Here is a 23,890-nt window from a genome sequence, read left to right on the forward strand (position 1 = left end):
TACAGTTACTACACAGGGAGACTGAGTGAGTAATCCAAAAGTTTTTGAATTTGCTAAAGAAATCGGGATGACCCCGCTGGCATTGATGGACAAGATCCGTGAATGGAATCTGCCTATTAAGAGCCACATGGCGGAGTTGGACCCTCAGGTTCTTGAGCAGATTAAAATTAAGTTGGGTGGTGGCGACAAGCCGGCTGAAGAAGCTAAACCCAAAAAAGCTGCGACTCGCAAGGCGCCAGCTAAAAAAGTAGCGGCGGCAGCGGAAGCTGAAGCAGCGGCAACAGCGGCTCCGGCTAAAGTCATTCGTCGTAAGACGAAAGAGGAAGCGGCTCCGGTTGAAGCGAAAGCAAAAGTAATTTCCAAGCCCGAAGTTGAAGAGGAAGCTGAAACAGAAGCTCCAAAAACAACTCGTGTTGTAGTTAAAAAGCCAGCAGCAGCTGCCAAGGAAGAGGCCGTTGAGCCAACTCCGGCCGTTGTTGAGGAAAAGCTTGTCGCAAAACCAGAACCGACTCCGGCACCAGCTGCAGCACCGGTTGTGGAAGCTAAAGTTGAAGCACCTGCTCCTGTGAAAACAGAGGCAGCTCCCGCTGCAACGCCAGCTCCACCGGCACGTAAAAAAGAAGTTGTGGTTGGAACCAGCGGTGTCGCGAGTTCTTCAACTCCAGCTTCGGCTCCAAAAAGAAATATCATTGGACGTATGGATCTTTCCCGCGTTCAAACACAAGCTCCTCCGCGCCAGCAAGGTGACCGTCCACAAGGTGGATTCCAGCCTCGTTCCGGTGGTGGTGCAAGTGCTTCTTTCACTGGCCCACGTCCAGGCGGTTTCAACCGTCCGGCAGGTGGGGCGCCAACGCGCAACATCCGTCCTGGCTTCGTAGCTCAACAAGCTCCGCCAGAGTTGCCACCTGAAGGTGGCGCGGATCACCATCACAATAAGGACTTTGATAAGCGTAAACGCTTTGGTGCAGCTCCGGCGGTTCCGGCGTTTAATGCAGGTCCAAGTGCCCGTGAAAAAGAAAAAGAAGAGGAAATCAAGAGCTTCAATGCGGTTGATTTCCGTAAACGCGAAATGGTCTTCCAACCTAAAAAGAAGAAGATCGTTACTGAGCAAGGTCAAAAAACTCAGATCACGACAGCTGCCGCTCATAAGCGCGTAGTTAAAGTGAACAACACCATGAAACTTTCTGACTTGGCGATGGCGATGGGCTTGAAAGCTCCTCAGCTGGTCAAAGTTATGATGAAAAATGGTGTGATGGCGAACATGAACACGGACCTGGATTTCGATACGATCGCATTGATCGTGCCTGAATTCGGTTGGGAAGCACAAAACGTGTTTAAGACAGCGGAAGACGTGGCGACAGAAACTGCCTTCGGTGATCTGGATGCAGATAAAATCACTCGTCCACCGGTTGTTACAATCATGGGTCACGTTGACCATGGTAAAACATCGTTGCTTGATGCTATCCGTAATGCTGATGTTGCTAAAGGCGAAGCCGGCGGTATCACTCAGCACATCGGTGCATACTCTGTTAAAATTGAAGACGGTTCTTTGATCACGTTCCTGGATACTCCGGGTCACGAAGCCTTCACGGCAATGCGTACTCGTGGTGCGAACGCGACAGATATCGCGGTTATCGTGGTAGCTGCGGATGACGGTATGATGCCGCAAACGCAGGAATCTATTAACCATGCGAAAGCAGCAGGCGTACCTATTATCGTCGCTGTGAATAAGATGGATAAACCGGGTGCAAATCCGGACCGTATCAAACAACAATTGACTGAACTTGAAATCGTCCCGGAAGAGTGGGGCGGTAACACGATCTTCGTGGAAGTTTCAGCACTTAAGAAAACCGGCTTGAAAGAGCTTCTTGAGCAAATCAAATTGTTGGCTGAAATCGGTGAATTGAAAGCCAATCCAAAACGTTCGGGCACAGGTCTTGTGATCGAAGCGAAAATGGAAAAAGGTAAAGGACCTGTTGCTACACTTCTGGTTAAAGACGGAACTGTGGAAGTAGGTCAGTACCTTGTTGCAGGAACAATGAAAGGCCGCGTTCGTTCATTGACGAATGATAAAGGTCAAAGAGTGGAATCTGTCGGTCCGGGTCTTCCAGTGGAAGTTCTGGGTCTTGATGGTGTGCCGGCAGCGGGCGATAAGTTTGACATCGTTAAAGATGAAAGAACTGCGGAAGAAATGTCCACATTGAGAAAAGAACAGGCGGCAAAAGCAGCCAATGTTCCGGCTTCGAAAATGTCTTTGGACGAGATCTTCTCTAAAGTTAAAGCTGGCGATGTGAAAGAGCTTGCGATCATCCTGAAAGCAGACGTTCATGGTTCTCTTGAGGCCATCAACGGAATGCTTTCAAAACTTGTTACTCCAGAAGTTAAAGTGCGTGTTATCCACGCCGCAGTTGGTGGTATCAACGAAAATGACGTGACTCTTGCGAACACTTCCAAAGGTATCGTTTTGGGCTTCAACGTTCGTCCTGACCTGGGCGCACAGGCTAAAGCGAAACAATTGGGTGTCGACATCAGAACTTACTCGATCGTTTACGAATTGATTGATCAAATGAAAGCTGCAATGTCCGGTCTTCTTACTCCAGATATGGTTGAAGAAGTTATGGGCCGTGTGGAAGTTCGTAATACCTTCAACGTACCGAAAATCGGCGTTATCGCTGGTTGCTTCGTTATCGATGGTAAGGTTCAACGTAACAACTCGATCCGTCTTCTTCGTGAAGACAAGATCATTTACGAAGGTAAGATCTCATCGCTTAAACGTTTCAAAGACGACGCTAAAGAAGTGGCTTCCGGCTACGAGTGCGGTATCGGCATTGAAAACTACAATGACATTAAAGTCGGCGATATGATGGAAGCTTTCGTGAAAAAAGAAGTTGCGAAAGAATTGGGTATCTAATGAAAAATATGGGTGATGGGCGCCGTGTCGCTCAAGTTGAACGTCAAATTCAGGCTACCATTGCTCAGTTTTTGATTAAAGGTTTCAAATTACCGTTGCCAGGTTTGGTGACGGTGGCCTCTGTAAAGATGCCAGCGGATTTGCGTGCGGCAAAAGTTTATATCAGCGTTCTGGGTTCTGAAGAGGCTCAGGAACAGGCGATTGAACTTTTGCAGGAACGCGCCTTTGAAATCCAAAACTTTATCGGTAAAGAATTAAAGATGCGCTATTGCCCGAAACTGAAGTTCTATGCGGATCATACGACAGAACAGGTTTTGAAAGTGGAGCGCATCATCTCTGATCTTGAGGCTGAAAGAAAAGCCAAAGAACCAAAAAACGAATCCGAATCTGATGACGAATAATTCTGAAAAATCTAAAAATCCTCCCGGTAAAACGGAAGGTGAAGCTCCTCGCGTAAAGCGGGAGGCTGTCGCATTTGATGGTTTGTTGCTGGTGGATAAACCATCAGGAATCTCTAGCCACGATGTGGTTTCCCGCGTTCGTCGTATCATGGGTACAAAGTCCGTAGGGCACTCCGGGACTTTAGATCCCATGGCATCGGGCCTGATGGCTTGTCTGATTAACGAGGCGACCAAACTTTCCCAATACATTCTTGAAGGCGATAAAGGTTATCGCGTGCGCATTCAATTTGGAATTCGCACCGACACCCTGGATACGACCGGGGAAATTCTGGAAACAATGCCGGTGCAGCTGAATGAGGCGACATTGCTGACTGAGGCCATGAAGCTGCAAGGCGAGATGGAAGTCGAAGTACCTATTTACTCAGCCATCAAGGTGCAGGGTAAAAAGCTTTACGAATATGCTCGTCAGGAAAAGAATGTCGTCATCCCTAAAAAAGTGATGAATTTCTGGGATATCAAATTCCTGGGGATGGGCACTGATTGGGCAGAGTTTGACCTTCGTTGTTCCAAAGGAAGCTACATCCGTACATGGGTGGACCTTTTAGGGAAGGCTTTAGGATGTGGCGCGGCGATGAGTGCTCTGCGCAGGAATTACTCCTCTCCGTACTATCTGGAACAGGCGATGACCCTGGAGGCGATCGAGGAGTGTGTAAAAAAGGACACTTTTTCGGGATCTTTCGTGAACATGGATGTGGCCCTGCCAACCGTGAAGCGCATTCGGGTTAAGGGGCAGGATCAGGTGCTTTTGGGAAATGGCCAAATCAGCCATGACCTGCGCAGCCAGCTTATAGCGGTTTTCAAGCCCGAAGAAGACCAATACGTGCAGATTTTAGCTTTGGATAGCGGCAAGCTTTTGGCCATTGTTGGCCTGGAACCGGGCCGCGGATTCGTCCTAAAGAGGGTCTTCAAATACTAATTATTTTCACTACTTGACCCCGCTTGCGGGAGCAGATAGAACCTTACCAAACCTGCCTAGGATCGACAGCCATGACGACTAAGGCGGGGAGTATACAAACCGGCGGCAACGCCAAAACAGGAGACGCTAATGGCAGTCACTAAAGAACAAAAAGCACAGATCGTTAACAAATTCAAAACTGCAGGCCTAGATACTGGTTCAGCGCAAGTTCAAGTTGCTTTGATCACAGCTCGTATCAACGACCTTACAGTTCACTTCACAACTCACAAAAAAGATTTCCACGGTCGTCGTGGTCTTGTGACTTTGGTTAATCAACGTCGTAAGCTTTTGGATTACTTGCACCGCAAAGATGTAGCGGCTTATCAAACTCTTATCAAAGAACTTGATATCCGTAAGTAATCTCCATTTAAATAAGATACTAAAGAAGGGGCGTAATAGCCCCTTCGAACTTTAAAAAACAGGAAGCCAGCTGAGAAATCCCGCTGACTTCACGAGCAAAAGGCACGAAGGCTGAATGCTCTACTCCGGCGGAGCCGGAGTGCTCAAAGTCAGATTGATTTTTGAGATGGCTTCCACAAACGGATGGCGAATACGAAATTCGCTAAATAAGGAGATTTAATGAAAACGACTGTAACTACTTCTGTAGGTGGAAAGCAGATCACAATCGAAACAGGCCGTATGGCAAAACAAGCTGATGGATCAGTGCTTGTTTCTTCCGGTAACAACATGGTTATCGTAACTGCTGTTTCTTCCAAAAAACAATCAGAGCTGGATTTCTTCCCTCTAACTGTTGAGTACATCGAAAAATACTACGCTACTGGTAAAATCCCAGGCGGTTACTTCAAACGTGAAGCTAAGCCAACAAACGACGCGGTTCTTATCGCTCGCTTGATCGACCGTCCAATCCGTCCTTCTTTTCCAGAGGGCTACCGCTACGAAACTCAAGTTGTAGCGACAGTTCTTTCTGCTGACGGTTCATTCCCATTGGAAATCCTGGCAAGCTTGGGTGCTTCTGCAGCCCTTCACGTGTCTGACATTCCATTCAACGGCCCAACTGCAGCAGTTCAAATCGCTCGCGTTGACGGTCAATTCATCGCCAACCCAACTCCACAACAAATGGAAAAATCCGATATGGATATGATCGTTGCGGGTACTCGCAATGGTTTGTTGATGGTTGAAGGCGAAACGAAATTCATCTCTGAAGCAGACGCTTTGGCAGCTTTGAAATTCGGTCACCAGGCATTGATTCCTCTTTTGAACGCGCAGGATGAATTGCGTGAAAAAACAGGTTCAGTTGCAAAACGTACTTTCACAGCTCCATCTATCGATGCTGAATTCAAAAATGCAGCAGAGTCTTTCTTGCAACCTAAAATCGCTGAAGCTTTGGCGATCAAAATCAAGCAAGACCGTTATGCAGCTGCAAGCGCAGCAGCAGCTGAAGCTGAAAAATCTTTGTTGGCGTCAATCACTGACAAAGACCTTTTGAAACAGCGTAAAAAAGAACTAAACACAATCGTTGAAGATCTTAAGTACAAAGAAGCTCGTTCCATGATCCTTGATCGCAAAGTGCGTATCGACGGTCGTAACACGACGACTGTACGTCCGGTTGCGAACGAAGTTGGTATCCTGCCACGCGCTCACGGTTCTGGTCTTTTCACTCGTGGTGAGACTCAGGTTTTGGGTACTGTGACTTTGGGTACTGGTGACGATGAACAAATGGTTGATTCATTGTTGGGCGTTCAAAAACGCAAGTTCATGCTTCACTACAACTTCCCTCCATACTCTGTAGGTGAAGTGGGTCGTATGAGCGGTACTTCCCGTCGTGAAATCGGTCACGGTAACCTGGCTGAACGTGCTCTTAAAGCAGTTCTTCCTGACCATGAGAAATTCCCATACACAATCCGTATCGTATCTGAAGTTTTGGAATCCAACGGTTCTTCTTCAATGGGTACTGTATGTTCTGGTTTGATGGCTCTTCTTGATGCCGGTGTTCCGGTTAAAGGCAACGTTGCCGGTGTGGCAATGGGTCTTATCAAAGAAGGCGACCGCGTAGCTGTATTGACTGACATCCTGGGTGACGAAGATCACTTGGGTGACATGGACTTTAAAGTTGCTGGTACTGCAAACGGTATCACAGCAGTTCAAATGGATATCAAAATCGACTCTGTTTCTTTCGAAGTTATGGAACAAGCGTTGTCTCAAGCTAAAGACGGCCGTATCCACATCCTGAACGAAATGGAAAAAGTGATGAAAACTCCTCGTGGTCAAATCTCTGAATTTGCTCCACGTATCGAGACTATCAAAATCCGTCCGGACAAAATCCGCGAAGTTATCGGTTCTGGTGGTAAAGTTATCCGTGGTATCACTGAAGCTACTGGCGTTAAGATCGAAATCGAAGACGACGGTACAATCCACATCGCGTCTGCTGATCCTGAAGCAACTAAAAAAGCTATCGGCATGATCAACGACATCGTGGCAGAAGCTGAAGTTGGCAAAACTTATAAAGGCCGCGTAGTTAAAATCGCTGAGTTCGGTGCTTTCGTTGAAATCCTTCCGAACACTCAAGGTTTGTTGCACATCTCTGAGATCTCTAACGAGCGCGTTCGCGCTGTAACAGATGTTCTTAAAGAGGGTGAAACTATCGACGTGAAAGTTCTTGAAGTAGACCGTGCAGGTCGCGTGAAACTTTCTCGCAAAGCCTTGCTTCAGTAAGGTTTTGTCCGCCGACGCTTTGGCGAAGGTGGGCACATTACTCAAGGGCCGCAAGGCCTTTGAAATGGAGTAACTTCATTGGCAAATCTGTTCAAAAAATCTGAACTGTCTAACGGGATCCGAGTGATGAGCGAGTTTCATCCAGGGTCCCGTGCCGTTTCTATCGGTATCTGGGTTTTAACCGGAACTCGTGATGAAACGCCGGCCATCGCCGGGATGTCTCACTTGTTGGAACATCTGGTGTTTAAGGGCACGAAGACCCGTAATACCTATCAAATCGCAAAATCTCTGGAGTCCGTGGGTGGGGAGCTGAACGCTTACACAACACGTGAATACACGTGCTATCACGCTCTGGTTTTGAAAGATCATTGGGAAAAGGCCTTGGACGTTTTGTCTGATCTGGTTTCCAATATGGATCTGGTCAAAAAAGAATTCGCTTTGGAAAAGGGCGTGATTCTGCAGGAGATTGCCATGTCCGAGGACTCCCATGAAGACGTTATCTATGACGTTCTTTATGACGAGGCTTACGGCAAACATCCCTTGGGGCGCCCGATTTTGGGAACGCCAGCTTCCATCGCTTTGATGAAGCAAAACCAGGTGATGGATTACTATAAGAAAAATTATACCGGCAAAAACATCATCGTCAGTGCAGCAGGCTGCCTGGATCATGATGAATTTATGGCTGGTGTACAAAAGCATCTGGGTAAAAAGAAAAAATCCACACTGAAGAATACGCGCAAAAAACCAAACTGGTTGCGTCGTCGTCGGGTGATGGAAAAACAATCCGAACAGGTGCACATGCTATTGGGACTGCCGACGGCAAGCTTCCGTGATCAATACCGTTTTGAAGCGGTGATCACGAACACTTTGCTAGGCGGAGGGATGACCTCCAAGCTTTACCAAAGTGTGCGTGAAAAGCGTGGATTGGTTTATTCTATTTTCTCTAGTCTTAATACCAACATTGACTCAGGAATGCTGAATATTTATGCGGCTTCCGAGTTAAAAAGCGTCAAAAAAGTCGCTGATCTGGTGGCCAAGGAGTTTCAAAAAGTCCGAACCAAAGGTGCTTCGCGCGCCGACGTTGAAATGTTTAAAACGCAGGTCAAAGGTTCGATTTTGCTGGGCTCCGACGACATCGAAAATCGCATGACTTCCTTGGCGGTCAATGAAATGGTGTTTGGCGAATACAGATCAGTCGAATCAGTGATTGAGGAAATCAATCAGGTCACAGTGGATACTGTGAATGATTATATCCGCAGTGAGCTTAAGACTGATAAAACATCCGGCGTATTGCTGGGCACTGGTGTTGAAGAACTCAAAGACTGGTGGGAGGGGTATGAACTATGAATAAAGTAAATGTAAAAATTAAGACTCTTGAAAACTTCAAAGGTGAATTGCCGGCATATCAATCGGCTGGTGCTTCCGGCGTTGATGTTCGTGCACAACTTGATGGTCCTGTGGTTTTGGAACCAGGTCAGCGTGCGATGATCCCGACAGGTTTGAGCTTTGAAATCCCAATGGGTTTTGAAATTCAGGCACGTCCTCGCAGTGGCTGGGCGGCAAAAAACGGTCTGACTGTTTTGAACACGCCGGGAACTATCGATGCGGACTATCGTGGTGAAGTAAAAATCATCGTGATCAATCTGGGTGATGCCGCTGTAACAATCGGCGATCAGGAACGCTGTGCTCAATTGGTGGTTGCTCCGGTTTACCAGGCGAACTTCATTATGGCTCACGAACTGTCAGAGACAGAGCGTGGTGCTGGCGGCTTCGGCTCCACTGGACGCGCTTAAAAATCGCTTTGCGATTTTTCGAAAATCGATATTTGAAAATCGAAAATGGATCTGGGAACGGATTCTTCAAAAAGGCACCTTCGGGGTGCCTTTTTTTTGGTGGGTGAAAGGTACGGACACACTTTTGGGGGTTGCCAAGGGTGGGGAAATGCTTAAGGCTTTTAGGTAACCGAAAAGGGGATTTTTATGAAAAGTTTAGTTATTACTTTGAGTGCTTTGTTGGTGGCTTCATTTGCTCATGCGGCTGATAGCAAAGTTGGTTTTGTGGATATGCCGAAAGCGGTTCAGGCGACGGCGGCGGGTAAGAAAGCCAAAGCTGAATTGGAAACTGAATTTACTAAAAAGAAAAAAGACATCGAAAAGAAAGAAGCTGAGCTTAAGAAAATGGGCGAAGACATCGAGAAGAAGAAGTCTGTTCTTTCTCAAGATGCTTTGGGTAAGAAGCAAGCTGAGTTCCAGGGGCTGATGATGAAGTACCGTGAGGAAGTTCAGAAAAGCCAAATGGATCTGCAAAAGAAACAGGGCGAGTTGACGGCTCCTATCGTTGAAAAAATGAAGACGGTTGTTGCGAAAATCGCGAAAGAAAAAGGTTATACTCTGGTTATGGAAAACAATAACGGCATTCTGTTTTCAACACCGGATTCAGATTTAACTGAAGAAGTTGTTAAGGCTGTTGATAAGCTTTAATTTCGTCTATTAAGCGGTCCCAAATTTATCCGGGATTTGAACAAAAAAAAGGCTGTGTTTTTCAAACACGGCCTTTTTTATTTCCCGATATCGGGAGTTATTTGCGTAACGACTACATTCTGGAAACTTCGATGCGGTTGTAAAGCCACAGGAAGAAGACGATCGCAAACAGGATGGTCACCAGGCGCAATGCGCGCTTTTTTTCCAATTGGAAGTTTTCAGTTAAGCCCACTGCCAACAACAAAGTTGTGAAAGCAAATCCCACCAAAGTCAGTGGTGGAATCAGTTCAGAGCCGGCCTGGAAAATAAAAAACGGAATGTTCGCAAATAAGATCAGTGTGAAGATCAGGCGCAAAGAACAGGTCCGCTTTTCAAAAACCTGAAAGTAGTAATAAATGAAAACTGCTCCCAGCCACGTCATCACCAACGCTACAAATGGCGCAAAGATGATGCCCGCGCCGATGCGGTAGATATTCGGTGGAACCAATCCGGAAATCACTCCCGAGATCATAGAGACCACAGCCAGAGTGATTAAAAGCGTCGACCATTTCCAGTCCGGCAGATTTTTGATCTTTTGAACGGGATGGCGAAGGTAATCAATGATGTAATTGAAAACTTCTTTGGCTGTTTGTAAATGGGGGGATTGATTCGGTGTTACGTCGCGGTAGTCACTCATGGAGCTATTGCATCACGACCAAGTTCGGTTAGCAAGTGGTAAGAGCTGCGAAGGTTTTCAAACGTTAAGATCGCCCTCGCGCAGATCCATTTCCGCCAAAACCTGGGCACGTTCCAAAAGCAGTCGGGCATTTTGCAGCCGGGTTTGTTTCACCGCGCCCAGACAGCTTAGCGAAGGCACCTGACGGCCGAACAGCAGCAGGCGGTGAAGTTCATAGGCCCACTTGATAAAGAAGCCGCCTTTTCGTGAAGGCAGGGTTTGCAGTGTTTCCTGGGGCACGAAGGGTGTGTTCAAAGAGTTTAAGCTTTTGGCGTCAGCATCTGCGATTTCCGTGATCGAGATCAGACATTCTGGTTTCAAACTTCTTAAAACCGGTTCCAACTCCACCATAGAGTAAGAATCCATCACCAGATGAAAGTGTCTTTTGGCGGCATCCTGGGATTTTAGAAACTCTGTCAGGCGGGTTTGGCGCAGCAGTGAATCACTCCATGGCAGGCGCAGGTGATAGACCTCATACCCGTGCTCTGCGAGGTAAGAAGGATAAAGGTTCCAATAGTTGGAAAAGTAAAAAAAGCTGCGGGGGCCGGTCACAAACAACAGCGGCCAGCGGGTCAAAAGACAATTCGGTTGAAGGGCAGAATCATAATGCAGTCGGGAGCGGACTTTGTTGGTCCAGATGGCCAAGGCGACCAGAAAAACAAAAAGACTAAGAAGTAGGGCAAGTGTATCCACCTGCCCAGTATTGCGAATTAAAGAGAAGTGTTCAAGCGAAACGCGAAATCAAAAGAGTCTTTGTCGGAAGGCTTATTAACCAAAGCAGTGCGTGCGCTGCCTTCGATACCGACCGAGATGTGTTTGCTAAGTTGCGCAAAGATTCCACTGGAAACAACCACTGCGGGAGTGGTTTCGTCCACATGAAGGTCTTTGGAAGAGTTAGCATACTTCATCATACGGGCTGAAAGACCGCTGCTGATAGAGTAGTTCCAAACACCTTCGATCTGGTTTGTGTAACCCACTTTGCCTTCAAGTTCGCGCAAGGAAAATTCCTCATTGATTGAATCATTCGAGCCGTAGTTACGGAAAATAACTTCGCCGTAGATATTGCGTGAGCTTAGATCGCGGCCGGCTGAAAGCTGAATGCCTGTCGTGCGGCGGTTGAAATTTTCGCCTTCAGTGGAAACGTTCGTGAAGCCATTCACGTAACCAATACCGATGTGGGATTGCGGACCGTTGGCGTCTTTTTTGATCTGCTCGTAAGTGGATTTTTTGTTGCTAAGTTCGTTCACCAGGTCGTCATAGCTGACTTCCTGATAATCGGCGCCAGAAGCGGCCCAGACCATAGTTGAGGGGCAAATTGTAAAAAGGGATACAAATGCGAACTGGAACGATTTTAGTTTAGTCATAAGCTGATTCTAGCAAGGGTTTGTCATTTATCAAAAAATGATCTTTCAATCTAGACCACGTCTTTGGCAGACTGGTTATATGTTTTCTTTATTTAAATCCAAACACAACTGCTACTGCGCCTTTTGCAAAACTCCGCGTAATATTTATCGCAAGAAAAATATCGGCGTGATGAATATCATCGCAGCCGCGATGGCTTCAATTGTGGTGATGTTCGCGATCTGGCAGGAATACGATCCTCGCGTGATGATTGCGTTTGTTGTGTGTTTGGCGATCTCGGAAGTATTTGTGCAGATCCGCTGGCGTTTGTCGGTGGTGTGCCGCACTTGCGGGTTTGATCCGATTCTTTACGTGAAAGACCCCGCCGCTGCTGCGGATAAAGTGAAAGTGCAATTGGACGTGCGTAAGCAGGATCCCAAGTACTTGCTGACAAAGCCATTGAACCTGCCAACCATTACACCGAAAAAAGCTGAAGCTTTGGAAAACAAGGGTAAAGGTAAGCTGGTTTCTCGTTCTATTTAAAAAACTCCGGATTTTAGCTTCGCCAGATGCGGCGCGTTTGTTGCCAGTCAAAGAGCTTTGTGCCAATTTAGGGGCATGAAAACTCTGATCGTAATTCCTACGTACAATGAAAAAGAAAATGTGCAGACCATTGTGCCTGCGGTGTTTGCTCAAAACTTGGGCGTTGATATTCTTGTCGTTGATGACAATTCACCAGATGGCACAGGTTCCATCGTACGTGAAATGCAGAAGTCTCTTCCGAATCTTCACTTGTTGTCCCGTCCGGGCAAACAAGGTTTGGGCAAAGCTTATATCGCTGGTTTCCGCTGGGGTATCGATCAGGGTTATGAAGTGATCACAGAAATGGATGCGGATTTCTCTCATCGTCCCGAAGATTTGGGACCTCTTTTGGGGAAACTGAAAGACAATGATTTCGCAGTGGGCTCCCGTTATATCGCGGGCGGCAGCACTGTGAACTGGGGCATCCTGCGTAAGATCATCTCCCGTGGTGGCGGTATTTATTCCAGACTGATATTAGGCTTCCCATTGAACGACTGGACAGGCGGATTTAATGCCTGGAAAAAAGAAGTTCTATTGGGCATTGATCTATCCACAGTCGAAAGTAACGGCTACAGCTTTCAAATTGAGCTTAAATACAAAGCATTAAAAAAAGGCTTCAAAGGGGCAGAGTCTCCGATCGTGTTTGAAGACCGTCGCGTTGGCCAAAGTAAAATGGCATTGAAAATTGTCCTTGAGGCTTTCTGGCGTGTTTGGCTTATGCGCTTTAAGTAAGCGCGCAAGCCCGAAACTTTCTGCGGGCCTTGCAGCATTGCTCTTCATTTTGTTTTTGCTTCCGGGAGTTGCGCTGGCACAGGCGCAACGTGGAACTGTCGTAGCTGATGAAGCGCAGGTTTATAAAGATCCTGATTTTGATGCCCCGGTTATGGCGGTCTTAAAACAAGGTCAGGTGATGGCGATTTCCAAAGGAAAGAAAGGGCCTTTTTTCAAGGTCCGTTTAAAGCCCGGAGTGACCGGTTGGATTTCTGACGCCGAGATTCACCCTGGTGTCATCAACAAGGAAGACCTGCAGGAAAACAACGAGAATCCCGACGAAGCAGAGTACTCTGGAAAAAAACCATTCTTTGCGAGCCGCTATCGCGGACTGTCGCTGAATTTCATCGATTATGCCGAAGACACCATGGGTGGACGCCGAAATGCGCAGACATCTTTTTTGGGTTTAAATTTTCACGGTTACAACACGTTGTTTTCAGGCGACATCTATACTGAAACCAATATTCTTTTTCATTCCGGAGCACCTTCTTACTACAAGGACTATACGGGGAATGAAGGCAGCGGTTACATCGTCATTTTGAATTTCCTGTTTCAAACCGTGCTTCCCAAGGGCAATGATTTTCTTTTCTTTTATGGCTTCGGTCCGATGTTAAAGTATTCGCATTTTGATTTAACACTTCCGGGTGTGGTGGACCCTTACTCTGCCGACGATATGACTTTGGGAGTTTTATTCAATGCGGGAATTTCCTACCGAATCAAAAGAGTCTCGATTCGTCCCGATGTTAAGTTTTATTGGGAAAAAGAAAGTTACTTCGGGTATGGAATTACCGCAGGCCTTGATTTTTAAAGCCTAACGCAAGGCAATAACCATGACGTCTGGGACAGGGTGGGTTACAAGCCTTCCATGTTTAAAACATTTGTTCTTTCCACTTTGTTCACGTTCATTTTTTCTTCCTTTGCTTTCGCGGGTGATTTGAACGCGGCATTTGATTCTCTTAAAAATTCCGGCGCTAATTTCGAGCCCGATGGTGCTGTTTGTGAAGAACTTGAAAAGGTGCGTTTGGGACAGATTTATCCAGCCGATAAATATCTGATCTCGGGCGATATCGAATACAGCACGGGCAAAGAAACCATTGGCGAGCTGGATACGGTTGTGATTGATCGCTCCAATGGCAAAGTCATCCTTTTGGGTGAAGTGAAATGCTGGAAAAATATGGAAGACGGCCTGATGAAGGCCAAATCCCAGATGATGCGTTTCCTTTGGACTCTTGGTAAACATCCTGAGTCATTGGTATTCCAATCCTACGACGGCATTAAGTACACCGCTGCACAGTTTTCCACCAATACACCTATCTACACGGTGGGAGCATTGGGTTCTGTGGCCAAAGGCGCTGACTATGAGTTTGACCTGACTTTAAAGGAAACTCAGCACCTAAGAATGATGCTTTTAAAGTGTCAGCAAAATGGCGAATGCCCGCGTCCTGAATAAGCACTTTCTTGATTTAATCTCTCTGGTAGGGCATGTTTTTGCCCATGTCTATTCAAGTATTATCCCCGGAAGTTGTCGACCAAATTGCCGCAGGCGAAGTGGTCGAGCGTCCTGCTCATCTGGTCAAAGAACTCGTTGAAAATTCCATTGATGCTGGTGCTACGCGCGTGCATGTCGAGTTCTTTGATGGCGGTCGCATCGTTAAAGTCATCGACAACGGAAAAGGCATGTCACCTGAAGATCTGCCGAAAGCACTGGATCGTTTTGCGACCAGCAAAATTTCCAAATCCGATGATCTGTGGAGCTTAAAAACTTTCGGCTTCCGCGGCGAGGCATTGGCAAGTATTTCCTCGGTCAGCAAGATGACCCTGACCACACGACGTGTGGGCGATGAACAGGCCTTCCAACTGATCAGCGAATACGGCAAAAAACAGCCGATTGATCGCGTCGGTGGTTCGCAGGGCACGACCGTGCTGATGGAAAATCTTTTTGAAAACATGCCGGCACGTTTGAAGTTTTTAAAATCCGATGCAGCCGAGCACACCGCAATTAAAACGACTCTGAAAGCCATGGCGCTTGCTCATCACGATGTCGAGTTCCGTATACAGGAAAACAGCAAGCTGGTAAATTTTTGGCCCGCCTGCAAGGATCGTAAAGAGCGCGCGGAACAAATTCTGGAAATCAAACCCTTGTTCGTGGGTGAAGCGGAACGTGAATACGTAAAAGCTTACGCGGTGTTTGCAGATCCGCACAATGTCGCAAAAACTGCCAAGAACATCTGGTTGTTTGCACAGAATCGCTGGATTCAGGATCGCAGTTTACAGGCAGCGGTGAACGAAGCTTATCGCAGTCTTTTGATGCACGGGGAGTATCCGATTGCCGCTGTTTGGGTGGAAACGGATCCTGAGTACATCGACGTAAATATCCATCCAACAAAATCTCAGGTTAAATTTCATGATCCATCCCTGGCATTCCGTGCGGTGGCCGGGGCCTTGCGCGGGACTTTGGAAAAAGCACCCTGGATTCAACAAAGCGGTCAGCTGCGCTCGCAATCCCAATTTGGTGAGGCGGGTGGTACGGTTGATTACTCTGATCCGGCAGCTACTTATTCTTCGGCGAAGGGTCTTCCGAATTTTGCAGCTCCGGCAGAAATGCCAAAAGAAAATCTGGCATTCCAGGATTCTTCTTTTAAAACGACACAGTTTCAAAAAAAGGATTTTAATTTCCCGGCATCTTCGGTTCAACAAAGTAGCGCCACTTATCAAACTCTTGTTGAAGCGGCAGAGTCCCGTCAGGGTTTTGCGGGCTCAGTGTCAGAATCGAATGAAACTGAAACAGTTTCTTCAGTTGGAAATACAGTGGCGCCGGTCAGTGGTGGCTATTGGTCTTCGCTGGAAGTTTTAGGTCAGGCCAATCTGACATACATCGTGACTCAGCATCGCGATAAGATGGTCTTCGTCGATCAGCATGCGGCCCATGAACGCGTCGCCTACGAAAAGCTGATGAACGCCTGGAAGGGTGGCAAGATCGACATTCAGGATTTCCTGTTTCCATTGGCTATTGATATGTCGCCCGAAAAAGTCGAAGGACTTTTGCTGTTAGCAAAAGATATCGAACGTCTGGGAGTATTTATCGAAGCCCTGGGACCAGGCACTGTCGGCGTCAAGGCAGCGCCTTTGTTTATTAAAGAATCTATCTTAGGAAAAGTTCTGGATCGCATGGCAACTGAAGTTGTCGATCAAGGCGGCAGCTACTCTTTAGAGAGAGCGGTTGGCGATATTTGTGCCACGATGGCTTGTCACTCGGTGGTTCGTGCCGGGCAGGCGCTAAGCATTGACCAGATGAAAAATCTGTTGCGCGAAATGGATCACTTCCCACTTTCAAGTTTCTGTCCTCATGGACGCCCGGTCAGTGTTGAGTATCCGTTCTATAAACTGGAAAAAGATTTCGGGCGAATCGTGTGATGAAGAAAACCAAGCCTGTTATTTTCGTCGTGGGTGCAACGGCCACTGGTAAAAGCGAGTGGGCGCTGAAACTTGCGCAGGAATATAAAGGTGTCATCATCAACTGTGACTCCGTTCAGTGTTATTCTCATGTGCAGATCGGGGCGGCAAAACCCACTCCCGAAGAACTTCAACTGGTGCCGCATTACCTTGTAAGTTATGTCACTCCCCCAGAGGAGAGCACCGCCGGAAGTTACTGCCGCGATTTTTCAGAGGTCATGGAAAAGATCCCTGACGGTACGCCGGTTTTCGTGGTCGGTGGCACGGGTTTCTATTTCATGGCGATTGAAAAAGGCATGTATCCGGTGACTGAAGTGTCTGAAGAAATGAAGGCACAGGTTGAAAAGGAAATTGCTGAACCCGGTGGTGCTGAAAAACTTTACGCTGAACTGTCCAAGGTGGATCCTGAATATGCCGCGAAAATCAACATCGCTGATCACTACCGGATCGGTCGCGGTATCGAGTTGATTCGCACGCAGGGAAAAGGCGTCACACAAATTCAAAAAGAGTTTGATGAGCTGAAAACTCCGTTTGCTTATCCGCTGTTAAAAATCGGACCCCAATGGGACCGTGAAGTGCTGCGCGAGCGCATCGCTTTGCGCTCTCACAAGATGCTAAAAGACGGGCTGGTGGATGAAGTGGAGACCCTGCTGGATCAAGGTCTTGCAGAGTGGGCACCGCTTAGCAGTGTCGGCTATAAAGAAACGATTGAGTTTGTTCGCGGTCATATTAACGAAGATCAACTTTTAGAGCAAATTACGACAAATACTCGGCAGCTCGCCAAACGCCAGAAAACCTGGTTCCAAAGGGACAAGGACATTCACTGGTTTGATGGTGCTCGCGGCTACAATGAGGCGAGAGCCGTGGTCGAGAAATTTCTGAACTCTTTGACCACAATTACCCCTGCCGACAAGAATGGATCTATATGAAAAGCATGACAGGTTATGGCACAGCAAAAGTTCAATCCAAAGACGTCAGTGTTGAAGTCAGCATTCGTGCTGTGAACGGTCGTTTTTTGGAAACTCGCTTTCATTTGCCCCGCGAATTCGTGGCGATGGAGGGAGAACTTAAAAAAATTCTGGGTGCGACGTTGTCACGCGGAACTGTTGATGTTTTTGTTTCCCGCAAAGTGAAAGCCACTGCTTCCGGCAAAGCCCAAATGACGGTGAACGATGCGCTGGTTAAAAAATACGTTTCGGCTTACAAGCATCTTGCAAAAGAATTGGGCACTAACTACCAGGTTCATTTGGAATCCATGGCTCGCTTGCCGGATGTGATCAAACTTGAAGAAAGTTATGAGCTGTTCACAGGTGAAGAGAAAGTTTTGAAGAAAGCTTTTACTGAAGCCTGCAGCAACTGCGACAAAGAACGTTCCCGCGAGGGCAAAGCTTTGCGCAAGGATCTGGAAAGACTTTTGACGTCCCTGGAAAAAGAAATCAAAGTCATCACGACTCTTCGTGAAGAGGCCAATGCGCAGCTTCAGGAGAAGTACGAAACCAAGATTCGTTCCCGTTTAAAGGGTAACGAAATCGACCCCGCTCGCATGACTCAGGAAATCGTTATTCAGCTGGAAAAAGCTGACATCAACGAAGAATTATCGCGCCTAAGTGAACATATTAAGAATTATCGCCAATTGATCGCTTCCCAGCAGACCGAGGGTAAAAAGCTTGATTTTTACACTCAGGAATTGCTGCGCGAGGTGAATACGATCGGTTCAAAGTCTCAGGTAGCCAAGATTACTCAAAGCGTGGTAGAAGCGAAAACCCTTATCGAAAGATTAAGAGAACAGGTTCAAAACGTTCAATAGTATGAAAACGCGTATGATTATTGTCGCTGCACCCAGCGGCGCAGGAAAAAGTAGTTTTGTAGCCCGGGCCATTGAGGAGATTCCTCAGCTCGTGGACATTATTACGTTCACTACGCGTAACATCCGTAAGGGCGAAAAGAACGGTCTTCAGTATCATTTTATCTCCCACGATGATTTTAAAGCTAAAATTGAAAAGGGCTTTTTTGTCGAGTGGGCGAAAGTTCATACGAACTTTTATGGAACCTCCTATGAGTCTCTAGAGTCCACTTGGGCGGCCGGTAAATGCGCGATCATGGATATCGATATCCAGGGCGTTTTGACCTTCAAATCCAAGTATCCGGATGCCAAGACCATCTTCATTTTGCCACCGTCAATTGACGAATTGCGTCGCAGAATCGAGAAAAGGGACGGGGGGATGCCAGCGGATATCGAGGTCCGTATGGCCAATGCCGAGAAAGAAATTGCCGAAGCCTCCAAGTTTGACTTCCAGATCGTCAACGACAACTTCGAGCAATCCTATGCCGAATTTAAGAAAATCATTGAAAAGTTACTAGGTTAAGGGTAATTTCCTCCTTTGAATTCATGAATTAATTGCGCCCGGAGGCATTAAATGGCTCGTGTAACTGTTGAAGATTGCTTGGAAAAAGTTCCTAACAGATTTGCTCTTGTATTGATGGTTGCTAAAAGAGCGAAGCAGCTTCTTAAAGGTGCTGAAGCGACTGTTTCCACTCGCAGCAACAAGTACATCGTTTCTGCTCTTCGTGAAGTAGCTATCGGTAACGTAGGTTACGAAGTGGCGATGGACCCTAAGGACGCTTTGGTTCAAATCGAAAAAGACTTGAATAAGTAGTCTAGGACGAAGGTCCTAAGTTCCTAAAAATACTAATAAATTTTAATTATCAAACGAATCTATTTGGAGACGCCTCTTCTTCTCAGGTAAACTGAGTGGAATATGGCGGAACCCCAAAAAGAGACTGGTCTCTCTCATAAACCAGTCAAAACAGTTGATGATCTTCTAAACCGCATTCGCAGTTACTGGCCGAATGCGGATCTTAAATTCATTGAAAAAGCATACTACTTTTCTGAGAAACATCACGAGGGTCAAATCCGTCGAAGTGGTGAGCCGTATATTTCTCATCCACTTTCTGTCGCTGCCATCTTAGCCGATTTACATCTGGATTTAGATACAATCGCGACGGGCCTTTTGCACGATACAGTTGAAGATACCGATGCCACTCTTGAGGATATTCGTCGTGAGTTCGGCGATGCGGTTGCGCACTTGGTAGATGGCGTAACAAAAATCGGTCAGATGAAATTTAAAAACTCCCACGAAAAACAAGGCGAGAATATTCGCAAGATGATCGTGGCAATGGGTAAAGACGTGCGCGTGGTTCTGGTGAAGCTTGCAGACCGTTTGCATAACATGCGCACTTTGAATTTCATGCCATTTGATAAACAAGAGCGCATCGCTCTTGAAACTTTGGAAATCTATTGTCCACTTGCAGGGCGCATGGGTATCAGCTCTCTGAAAATTGAACTGGAAGATCTGTGCTTCCGTTATTATCGCCCGGACATGTACTACGAACTGGTTCAGCAAATCAAAAAAACCGAAGCGGAACAAAATCGCTACATCGAAGATGTAAAGTCATTGATCGGTAAAGAACTTAGCAAAGTCGGCTTCAAGTTTGAAGTCTATGGCCGCTCGAAGCACTTATGGTCCGTGTATAGAAAAATGCAAAGTCGCAGCCTTGATTACGATCAGGTTTATGACGTACTGGCATTCCGTGTGATCGTTGAAAGTGTGGCCGAGTGTTATGCTGCCCTTGGTTTGGTGCATTCCCTGTGGAAGCCGATTCCAGGCCGTTTCAAAGACTTCATCGCGATGCCGAAAGCCAATAACTACCAATCCCTGCATACGACCGTAATCGGTCCGGGCGGGGAGCGTATTGAAATTCAAATCCGCACCAGTGACATGCACCTGGTTGCCGAGATGGGTATCGCCGCTCACTGGAAATACAAAGAGCGCGGTAAAATGGAATCCGATGATTTGCAGCAGGCCAACTGGTTGCGCGATCTGGTTTCCTGGCACCAGCAGGTGCGCAGCCCTGATGAGTTTCTGGATACAGTTAAAACTGATTTATTTGAAACTGAAATTTACGTCTTCACTCCAACGGGTGAGGTGCGTGAGTTCCCTGAAGGTTCCACTCCGGTGGATTTCGCCTATGCGGTCCATACCGAGCTTGGTAACAAGTGCGTGGGTGCGCGTGTAAATGGCAAGATGGTGCCGCTTAAGCATCAGCTTTCTAATGGTGACACGGTTGAGATTATCACCGGTAAGGGGCAGGAGCCTTCGAAAGACTGGTTGAAGTTCGTGGTTACGAACAAAGCCAAATCCAAAATCCGCGCCTTCGTTAAGGAAGAGCAGCGTCGTCGCTCCATTATCCTGGGTAAAGAACTTGTCGAAAAAGAATTCCGCAAATTCGGAATGGCTGCAGTCAAATATCTGAAGGGCCCGGCTTTCGAGGAGTACTTAAAAGACAATGGCTTAAAAGATATCGACGAATTGTACGTGACTGTGGGTTACGGAAAACTTGAAACCCGCCATCTGGTTGAAAAATTCTCTCCGGAAAATCTGGCGAAGGAAGCTGCCAAAACTGAAGACTCTACGTTCATGGAAAGAGTCATGCGGGCAGCGACTCACAAAACGCGTAAAACCAACTCATTGGTTTCCGTCGACGGTATGGATGACATGCTGGTGCACTATGCGAAATGCTGCCATCCGATCCCAGGCGATCCAATTGTGGGCTTTATCAGTCGCGGGCGCGGGATCACCATCCATCGCAGTGACTGCAGCAAAGCTTTTGAATTTGATCAGCTTCGTAAAGTGGATGTGACCTGGAATGTGAAAGTTGCGGGCGATGGCCAAGAGCGTATCGTGCGTTTAAAAATCATCTCCCAGGATAATCCGGGTTTGCTTAAATCTATGTCTGAGGCCTTTGCGCAGCAGGGGATTAATATCCAGTCTGCACAGATTCGCACCACCAAAGATAAAAAAGCCGTATGTAATTTTGAAGTGTCAGTGAAAGATGCCGTGCAATTGAATCAAGCAATTTACGAGATTCAAAAGATCAAAGGCATCATCGGTGTCACGCGTGTCATTCAATAAGTATCTGCCCCGTTTGCACAACTTCTTAAGTCTGCTGGTATTGACCGTGGCAGTCGTTGTGATGGTGGGCTGGATACTTAAAATTCCCAGCGCATTTCGTTTTGTTCCAAACTCCAGCGCGATGGTGTTTAACACTGCTTTTATGTTCTCTTTCATTTCCTTGGGGATTCTGTTTTCAGACCGGGACTATTTTAGGGTCGGGCGGGTTTGCGCGATCATCGTGATAGCATTCTCTGCCGTTATGTTCATTCAGTATCCGTTGAACATGAGTTTTGGAATTGATGAATTCTTCGTTAAATACTTTGAAACTTCCAAAAATACTTTTCCGGGAAGATCAGCAGCCAGCACGTGTCTGGCAGCGTTTCTTTTGGGCCTGGGAGTTTTCTTCAACAAAACGACTTTGCTTTGTCGTTTCGTCAGACTGACGGTTTCAGCCACTGTCTGCGGTATCGGAGTAATTGGAATTCTGGGAAATGTATTTACGATCAACTCCCAGTTTGGCTGGGGTAGTTTTGCCAAGATGGCGCCGCACACGGCGTTTTGTTTTATTGTTTTGTCTTTCGCGCTGGTATTGCAACTGCGCGAGCGTTTGATTCGTATTGGATTGGGCCGTCGTCATTTCCGACCTTATTACGTTTTGATCGTCGGCGTATTTTTGACCATGGCTTTTCAGCAGCTTCTGGTAATCAAAGACTACCAAAAAAATCGCAGCATTACTGAAATCAGACTGAATGCGATGCTGGCAAACTTTGATGCAACCTTTCGCTCCCTCAATCAATCCTTAGAGCGCATGGCAGAACACTTTGTGGCGCAGGATTACCGCAATTCCGAAGCCTGGCGTCTGGATGCGAAATTGTACACGCAGGAAATTAAGGGTATTCGTCGCGTGTTGTGGTCCGAAGCTGATTTAAAAGTAAAATGGCTTTATCCGTTGTCTGATATTAGTGAGAAAGTTCGGGGCTTAAGAATTTCCCAGCAGCGTGGATCGGTGGGAATTCTTGAAGAAGCCATCAAAAATCGCAAGCCTGCAATTTCCGATGCGGTCGAGTTACTGACCGGCGGAGAAGGAATTCTGCTTTATTATCCAGTTTTTAAAGATGAAAAACTGCTGGGTGTATTAAGCGTGGCATTGGAAGCGGAAACCTTTTTCCAGAATGCTGCCAAAGCCCCGGATTACTTTGTGCAGATCATCGGTGACGATGGTCACGAATTTTTAAATACCGGCGGAGTCGGTCAGTTCTATATGCAGGATTGGTCAGAAACTGAAGTGTACAAAGCTTTAAACGCCAATTGGACGTTCCGATTAACACCGGTGCCTGCTTTAGTTCGCGAGAACTCATCAAGCCTGCCCGCCGTGCTGATGGTTTTTGGTCTTAGCGTTTCAATTTTGCTTTCAGTGAATTTGGTGTTCTATGGTCGCTCGCGGGATTCAGAGCGCAAAATGCGCGAACTGAATGACTGGCATAAAGCGGGCCGTGACAGTATCTCCCTGTTACTTCTTCAGCTCGATCAATTCGGAAATATTTCAAACATCAATAAGGCCACCGTGGACTTACTTGGTTACACCGAAGCAGAACTTCTGGGTAAAAAGGTATTTGTGCTTGCGGATCACAACGACGTGATGATGTATCGCGGTCGTATGGAAGAACAGCTTAAACGTCGCCTGATGATGGGATCTGAATATCTTGAGGCTATTTTTGAATCAGGCGAAGCTGGCGGTTACGAAAGGGTTTTCGTCACCAAAGACGGCAAGCGTTTGAATATGGCATTATCCCTGCATCGTGTGACGGGCGAGCAAAACGAAATTAGCGGCTACCTGGTGGTGGGCGAAGATATCACTCAGAAAAAAGAGCGCGAACGCCTGCTTAAGGAACGCGAAGAAAAAGTCATGGTTTCCTCGAGACTGGCATCGTTAGGGGAAATGGCTGCAGGTATTGCCCATGAGATCAATAATCCATTGGCGGTCATGGGTGGCTATATCAGTGTGATTCGCAAATCCCTGGCGAGCAAAGGATTGGGCGAGGATGTGGATTTGAATCGCCGCATGGATTCGGTGGAATCCATGGTGGGAAGAATTGCCAAGATCGTAAAAGGTCTGCGCAGCTACGCCCATGAATCTGCTTTGGAAGAATTGGAATCAGTCGAGGTGGCTGAAATCATCGACGACACTTTGGCTTTTTGTCATGAAAAGTTTAAGCTCGCAGGCGTGCAGCTATCGGCATCAGTTGAGCCGGGAATGATTGTTCACTGCCGTCCTTATCAGATTTCCCAGGTACTTTTGAATATGCTCAATAACGCTTTTGACGCCGTGGAAAATCAGCCGGTGAAAAGAGTAAAGATCACGGCCAACTTTAAAAACAAAGGTGTCGAGATCAGTGTTTCAGACACCGGGCCAGGCGTGCCTGTGGAAGTTCGTGATCGTATTATGCAGCCGTTCTTTACCACCAAAGAAGTCGGTAAGGGTGTGGGCTTGGGTTTAAGTATCAGTGCAGGGATCATTGAAGCCCACAAAGGGCATTTTTATCTGGATGCGGATTCAAAAGAGACAAAATTCACAATTTGGCTTCCGGTTTAA

Annotated in this window: 22 protein-coding genes; 19 read left to right on the top strand and 3 right to left on the bottom strand. The window is 46.9% G+C overall.

Annotation, left to right across the window (positions count from 1 at the left end):
* Nucleotides 1-25 precede the first annotated feature (25 nt).
* The 8 genes from infB (at nucleotide 26) to ACLWNV_RS07300 (ending at nucleotide 9,480) form a co-directional block, all read left to right on the top strand.
* The gene (infB, locus tag ACLWNV_RS07265; RefSeq protein WP_413587264.1) at nucleotides 26-2,911 is read left to right on the top strand and encodes a translation initiation factor IF-2; all 2,886 of its coding nucleotides are present in this window, start codon (nucleotides 26-28) and stop codon (nucleotides 2,909-2,911) included.
* The gene (rbfA, locus tag ACLWNV_RS07270) at nucleotides 2,911-3,312 is read left to right on the top strand and encodes a 30S ribosome-binding factor RbfA (RefSeq protein WP_413587265.1); all 402 of its coding nucleotides are present in this window, start codon (nucleotides 2,911-2,913) and stop codon (nucleotides 3,310-3,312) included. The genes infB and rbfA overlap by 1 nt, the downstream gene beginning before the upstream one ends.
* The gene (gene truB / locus ACLWNV_RS07275) at nucleotides 3,302-4,288 is read left to right on the top strand and encodes a tRNA pseudouridine(55) synthase TruB (protein WP_413587266.1); all 987 of its coding nucleotides are present in this window, start codon (nucleotides 3,302-3,304) and stop codon (nucleotides 4,286-4,288) included. The genes rbfA and truB overlap by 11 nt, the downstream gene beginning before the upstream one ends.
* 129 nt (nucleotides 4,289-4,417) lie before the next feature.
* A complete protein-coding gene (gene rpsO, locus ACLWNV_RS07280) occupies nucleotides 4,418-4,687 on the top strand; it encodes a 30S ribosomal protein S15 (protein ID WP_413578321.1) in 270 nt (89 codons plus the stop codon).
* Nucleotides 4,688-4,906: 219 nt separating this feature from the next.
* Nucleotides 4,907-7,000, top strand: coding sequence for a polyribonucleotide nucleotidyltransferase (gene pnp / locus ACLWNV_RS07285; protein WP_413587267.1), 2,094 nt, complete (start codon nucleotides 4,907-4,909; stop codon nucleotides 6,998-7,000).
* Between the two features lie 78 nt (nucleotides 7,001-7,078).
* Nucleotides 7,079-8,347 carry a M16 family metallopeptidase gene (locus tag ACLWNV_RS07290; protein ID WP_413587268.1) on the top strand — a complete coding sequence of 423 codons (1,269 nt, stop codon included), beginning with the start codon at nucleotides 7,079-7,081 and terminating at the stop codon, nucleotides 8,345-8,347.
* Entirely contained in the window at nucleotides 8,344-8,793 is a 450-nt protein-coding gene (gene dut, locus ACLWNV_RS07295) for a dUTP diphosphatase (RefSeq protein ID WP_413587269.1), read from the top strand. Before ACLWNV_RS07290 ends, dut begins: the two co-directional genes overlap by 4 nt.
* 186 nt (nucleotides 8,794-8,979) lie before the next feature.
* A complete protein-coding gene (locus tag ACLWNV_RS07300) occupies nucleotides 8,980-9,480 on the top strand; it encodes an OmpH family outer membrane protein (protein WP_413587270.1) in 501 nt (166 codons plus the stop codon).
* A 112-nt stretch (nucleotides 9,481-9,592) separates the two neighbouring features.
* Here the strand turns inward: ACLWNV_RS07300 and ACLWNV_RS07305 are convergent, their stop codons facing one another.
* Genes ACLWNV_RS07305 through ACLWNV_RS07315 form a run of 3 tightly spaced genes read right to left on the bottom strand, consistent with a single transcriptional unit; the run spans nucleotide 9,593 to nucleotide 11,559 of the window.
* Entirely contained in the window at nucleotides 9,593-10,156 is a 564-nt protein-coding gene (locus ACLWNV_RS07305) for a Yip1 family protein (RefSeq protein WP_413587271.1), read from the bottom strand.
* A gap of 57 nt (nucleotides 10,157-10,213) precedes the next feature.
* Entirely contained in the window at nucleotides 10,214-10,888 is a 675-nt protein-coding gene (locus ACLWNV_RS07310; protein ID WP_413587272.1) for a hypothetical protein, read from the bottom strand.
* A 17-nt stretch (nucleotides 10,889-10,905) separates the two neighbouring features.
* A complete protein-coding gene (locus tag ACLWNV_RS07315) occupies nucleotides 10,906-11,559 on the bottom strand; it encodes a hypothetical protein (RefSeq protein WP_413587273.1) in 654 nt (217 codons plus the stop codon).
* Nucleotides 11,560-11,638: 79 nt separating this feature from the next.
* Between ACLWNV_RS07315 and ACLWNV_RS07320 the strand changes: the two genes are divergently transcribed.
* The 11 genes from ACLWNV_RS07320 (at nucleotide 11,639) to ACLWNV_RS07370 (ending at nucleotide 23,890) form a co-directional block, all read left to right on the top strand.
* Nucleotides 11,639-12,079: a hypothetical protein gene (locus ACLWNV_RS07320; protein WP_413587274.1), complete on the top strand. Its 441-nt coding sequence runs from the start codon at nucleotides 11,639-11,641 to the stop codon at nucleotides 12,077-12,079.
* Between the two features lie 75 nt (nucleotides 12,080-12,154).
* A complete protein-coding gene (locus tag ACLWNV_RS07325) occupies nucleotides 12,155-12,850 on the top strand; it encodes a polyprenol monophosphomannose synthase (protein WP_413587275.1) in 696 nt (231 codons plus the stop codon).
* Complete coding sequence (locus tag ACLWNV_RS07330; protein ID WP_413587276.1) at nucleotides 12,825-13,697, top strand: SH3 domain-containing protein; 873 nt, start codon at nucleotides 12,825-12,827, stop codon at nucleotides 13,695-13,697. The genes ACLWNV_RS07325 and ACLWNV_RS07330 overlap by 26 nt, the downstream gene beginning before the upstream one ends.
* Before the next feature lie 57 nt (nucleotides 13,698-13,754).
* Entirely contained in the window at nucleotides 13,755-14,339 is a 585-nt protein-coding gene (locus ACLWNV_RS07335) for a hypothetical protein (RefSeq protein WP_413587277.1), read from the top strand.
* A gap of 44 nt (nucleotides 14,340-14,383) precedes the next feature.
* Nucleotides 14,384-16,303 (top strand): DNA mismatch repair endonuclease MutL, encoded by a 1,920-nt coding sequence (gene mutL, locus ACLWNV_RS07340; RefSeq protein WP_413587278.1) that lies wholly within the window; start codon nucleotides 14,384-14,386, stop codon nucleotides 16,301-16,303.
* Nucleotides 16,303-17,271: a tRNA (adenosine(37)-N6)-dimethylallyltransferase MiaA gene (miaA, locus tag ACLWNV_RS07345; RefSeq protein ID WP_413587279.1), complete on the top strand. Its 969-nt coding sequence runs from the start codon at nucleotides 16,303-16,305 to the stop codon at nucleotides 17,269-17,271. The genes mutL and miaA overlap by 1 nt, the downstream gene beginning before the upstream one ends.
* Entirely contained in the window at nucleotides 17,268-18,149 is an 882-nt protein-coding gene (locus ACLWNV_RS07350; protein ID WP_413587280.1) for a YicC/YloC family endoribonuclease, read from the top strand. Before miaA ends, ACLWNV_RS07350 begins: the two co-directional genes overlap by 4 nt.
* A gap of 1 nt (nucleotide 18,150) precedes the next feature.
* Complete coding sequence (gene gmk / locus ACLWNV_RS07355) at nucleotides 18,151-18,708, top strand: guanylate kinase (protein ID WP_413587281.1); 558 nt, start codon at nucleotides 18,151-18,153, stop codon at nucleotides 18,706-18,708.
* Between the two features lie 51 nt (nucleotides 18,709-18,759).
* The gene (gene rpoZ, locus ACLWNV_RS07360) at nucleotides 18,760-18,999 is read left to right on the top strand and encodes a DNA-directed RNA polymerase subunit omega (protein WP_413587282.1); all 240 of its coding nucleotides are present in this window, start codon (nucleotides 18,760-18,762) and stop codon (nucleotides 18,997-18,999) included.
* Nucleotides 19,000-19,101: 102 nt separating this feature from the next.
* Nucleotides 19,102-21,315, top strand: a complete 2,214-nt coding sequence (locus ACLWNV_RS07365; protein WP_413587283.1) for a RelA/SpoT family protein — start codon at nucleotides 19,102-19,104, stop codon at nucleotides 21,313-21,315.
* Nucleotides 21,302-23,890 (top strand): ATP-binding protein, encoded by a 2,589-nt coding sequence (locus ACLWNV_RS07370; RefSeq protein ID WP_413587284.1) that lies wholly within the window; start codon nucleotides 21,302-21,304, stop codon nucleotides 23,888-23,890. The genes ACLWNV_RS07365 and ACLWNV_RS07370 overlap by 14 nt, the downstream gene beginning before the upstream one ends.

It is taken from the genome of Bdellovibrio sp. HCB274, from assembly GCF_047306075.1.
Classification (GTDB): domain Bacteria; phylum Bdellovibrionota; class Bdellovibrionia; order Bdellovibrionales; family Bdellovibrionaceae; genus Bdellovibrio.

What these genes read in the sequence shown, in the direction of transcription:
- rbfA (WP_413587265.1), top strand. Translation starts at nt 2,911, where the DNA reads ATGAAAAATATGGGTGATGGGCGCCGTGTCGCTCAAGTTGAACGTCAA.
- truB (WP_413587266.1), top strand. Translation starts at nt 3,302, where the DNA reads ATGACGAATAATTCTGAAAAATCTAAAAATCCTCCCGGTAAAACGGAA.
- rpsO (WP_413578321.1), top strand. Translation starts at nt 4,418, where the DNA reads ATGGCAGTCACTAAAGAACAAAAAGCACAGATCGTTAACAAATTCAAA.
- pnp (WP_413587267.1), top strand. Translation starts at nt 4,907, where the DNA reads ATGAAAACGACTGTAACTACTTCTGTAGGTGGAAAGCAGATCACAATC.
- dut (WP_413587269.1), top strand. Translation starts at nt 8,344, where the DNA reads ATGAATAAAGTAAATGTAAAAATTAAGACTCTTGAAAACTTCAAAGGT.
- ACLWNV_RS07300 (WP_413587270.1), top strand. Translation starts at nt 8,980, where the DNA reads ATGAAAAGTTTAGTTATTACTTTGAGTGCTTTGTTGGTGGCTTCATTT.
- ACLWNV_RS07305 (WP_413587271.1), bottom strand. Translation starts at nt 10,156, where the DNA reads ATGAGTGACTACCGCGACGTAACACCGAATCAATCCCCCCATTTACAA.
- ACLWNV_RS07315 (WP_413587273.1), bottom strand. Translation starts at nt 11,559, where the DNA reads ATGACTAAACTAAAATCGTTCCAGTTCGCATTTGTATCCCTTTTTACA.
- ACLWNV_RS07320 (WP_413587274.1), top strand. Translation starts at nt 11,639, where the DNA reads ATGTTTTCTTTATTTAAATCCAAACACAACTGCTACTGCGCCTTTTGC.
- ACLWNV_RS07325 (WP_413587275.1), top strand. Translation starts at nt 12,155, where the DNA reads ATGAAAACTCTGATCGTAATTCCTACGTACAATGAAAAAGAAAATGTG.
- ACLWNV_RS07335 (WP_413587277.1), top strand. Translation starts at nt 13,755, where the DNA reads ATGTTTAAAACATTTGTTCTTTCCACTTTGTTCACGTTCATTTTTTCT.
- mutL (WP_413587278.1), top strand. Translation starts at nt 14,384, where the DNA reads ATGTCTATTCAAGTATTATCCCCGGAAGTTGTCGACCAAATTGCCGCA.
- miaA (WP_413587279.1), top strand. Translation starts at nt 16,303, where the DNA reads ATGAAGAAAACCAAGCCTGTTATTTTCGTCGTGGGTGCAACGGCCACT.
- ACLWNV_RS07350 (WP_413587280.1), top strand. Translation starts at nt 17,268, where the DNA reads ATGAAAAGCATGACAGGTTATGGCACAGCAAAAGTTCAATCCAAAGAC.
- gmk (WP_413587281.1), top strand. Translation starts at nt 18,151, where the DNA reads ATGAAAACGCGTATGATTATTGTCGCTGCACCCAGCGGCGCAGGAAAA.
- rpoZ (WP_413587282.1), top strand. Translation starts at nt 18,760, where the DNA reads ATGGCTCGTGTAACTGTTGAAGATTGCTTGGAAAAAGTTCCTAACAGA.
- ACLWNV_RS07365 (WP_413587283.1), top strand. Translation starts at nt 19,102, where the DNA reads ATGGCGGAACCCCAAAAAGAGACTGGTCTCTCTCATAAACCAGTCAAA.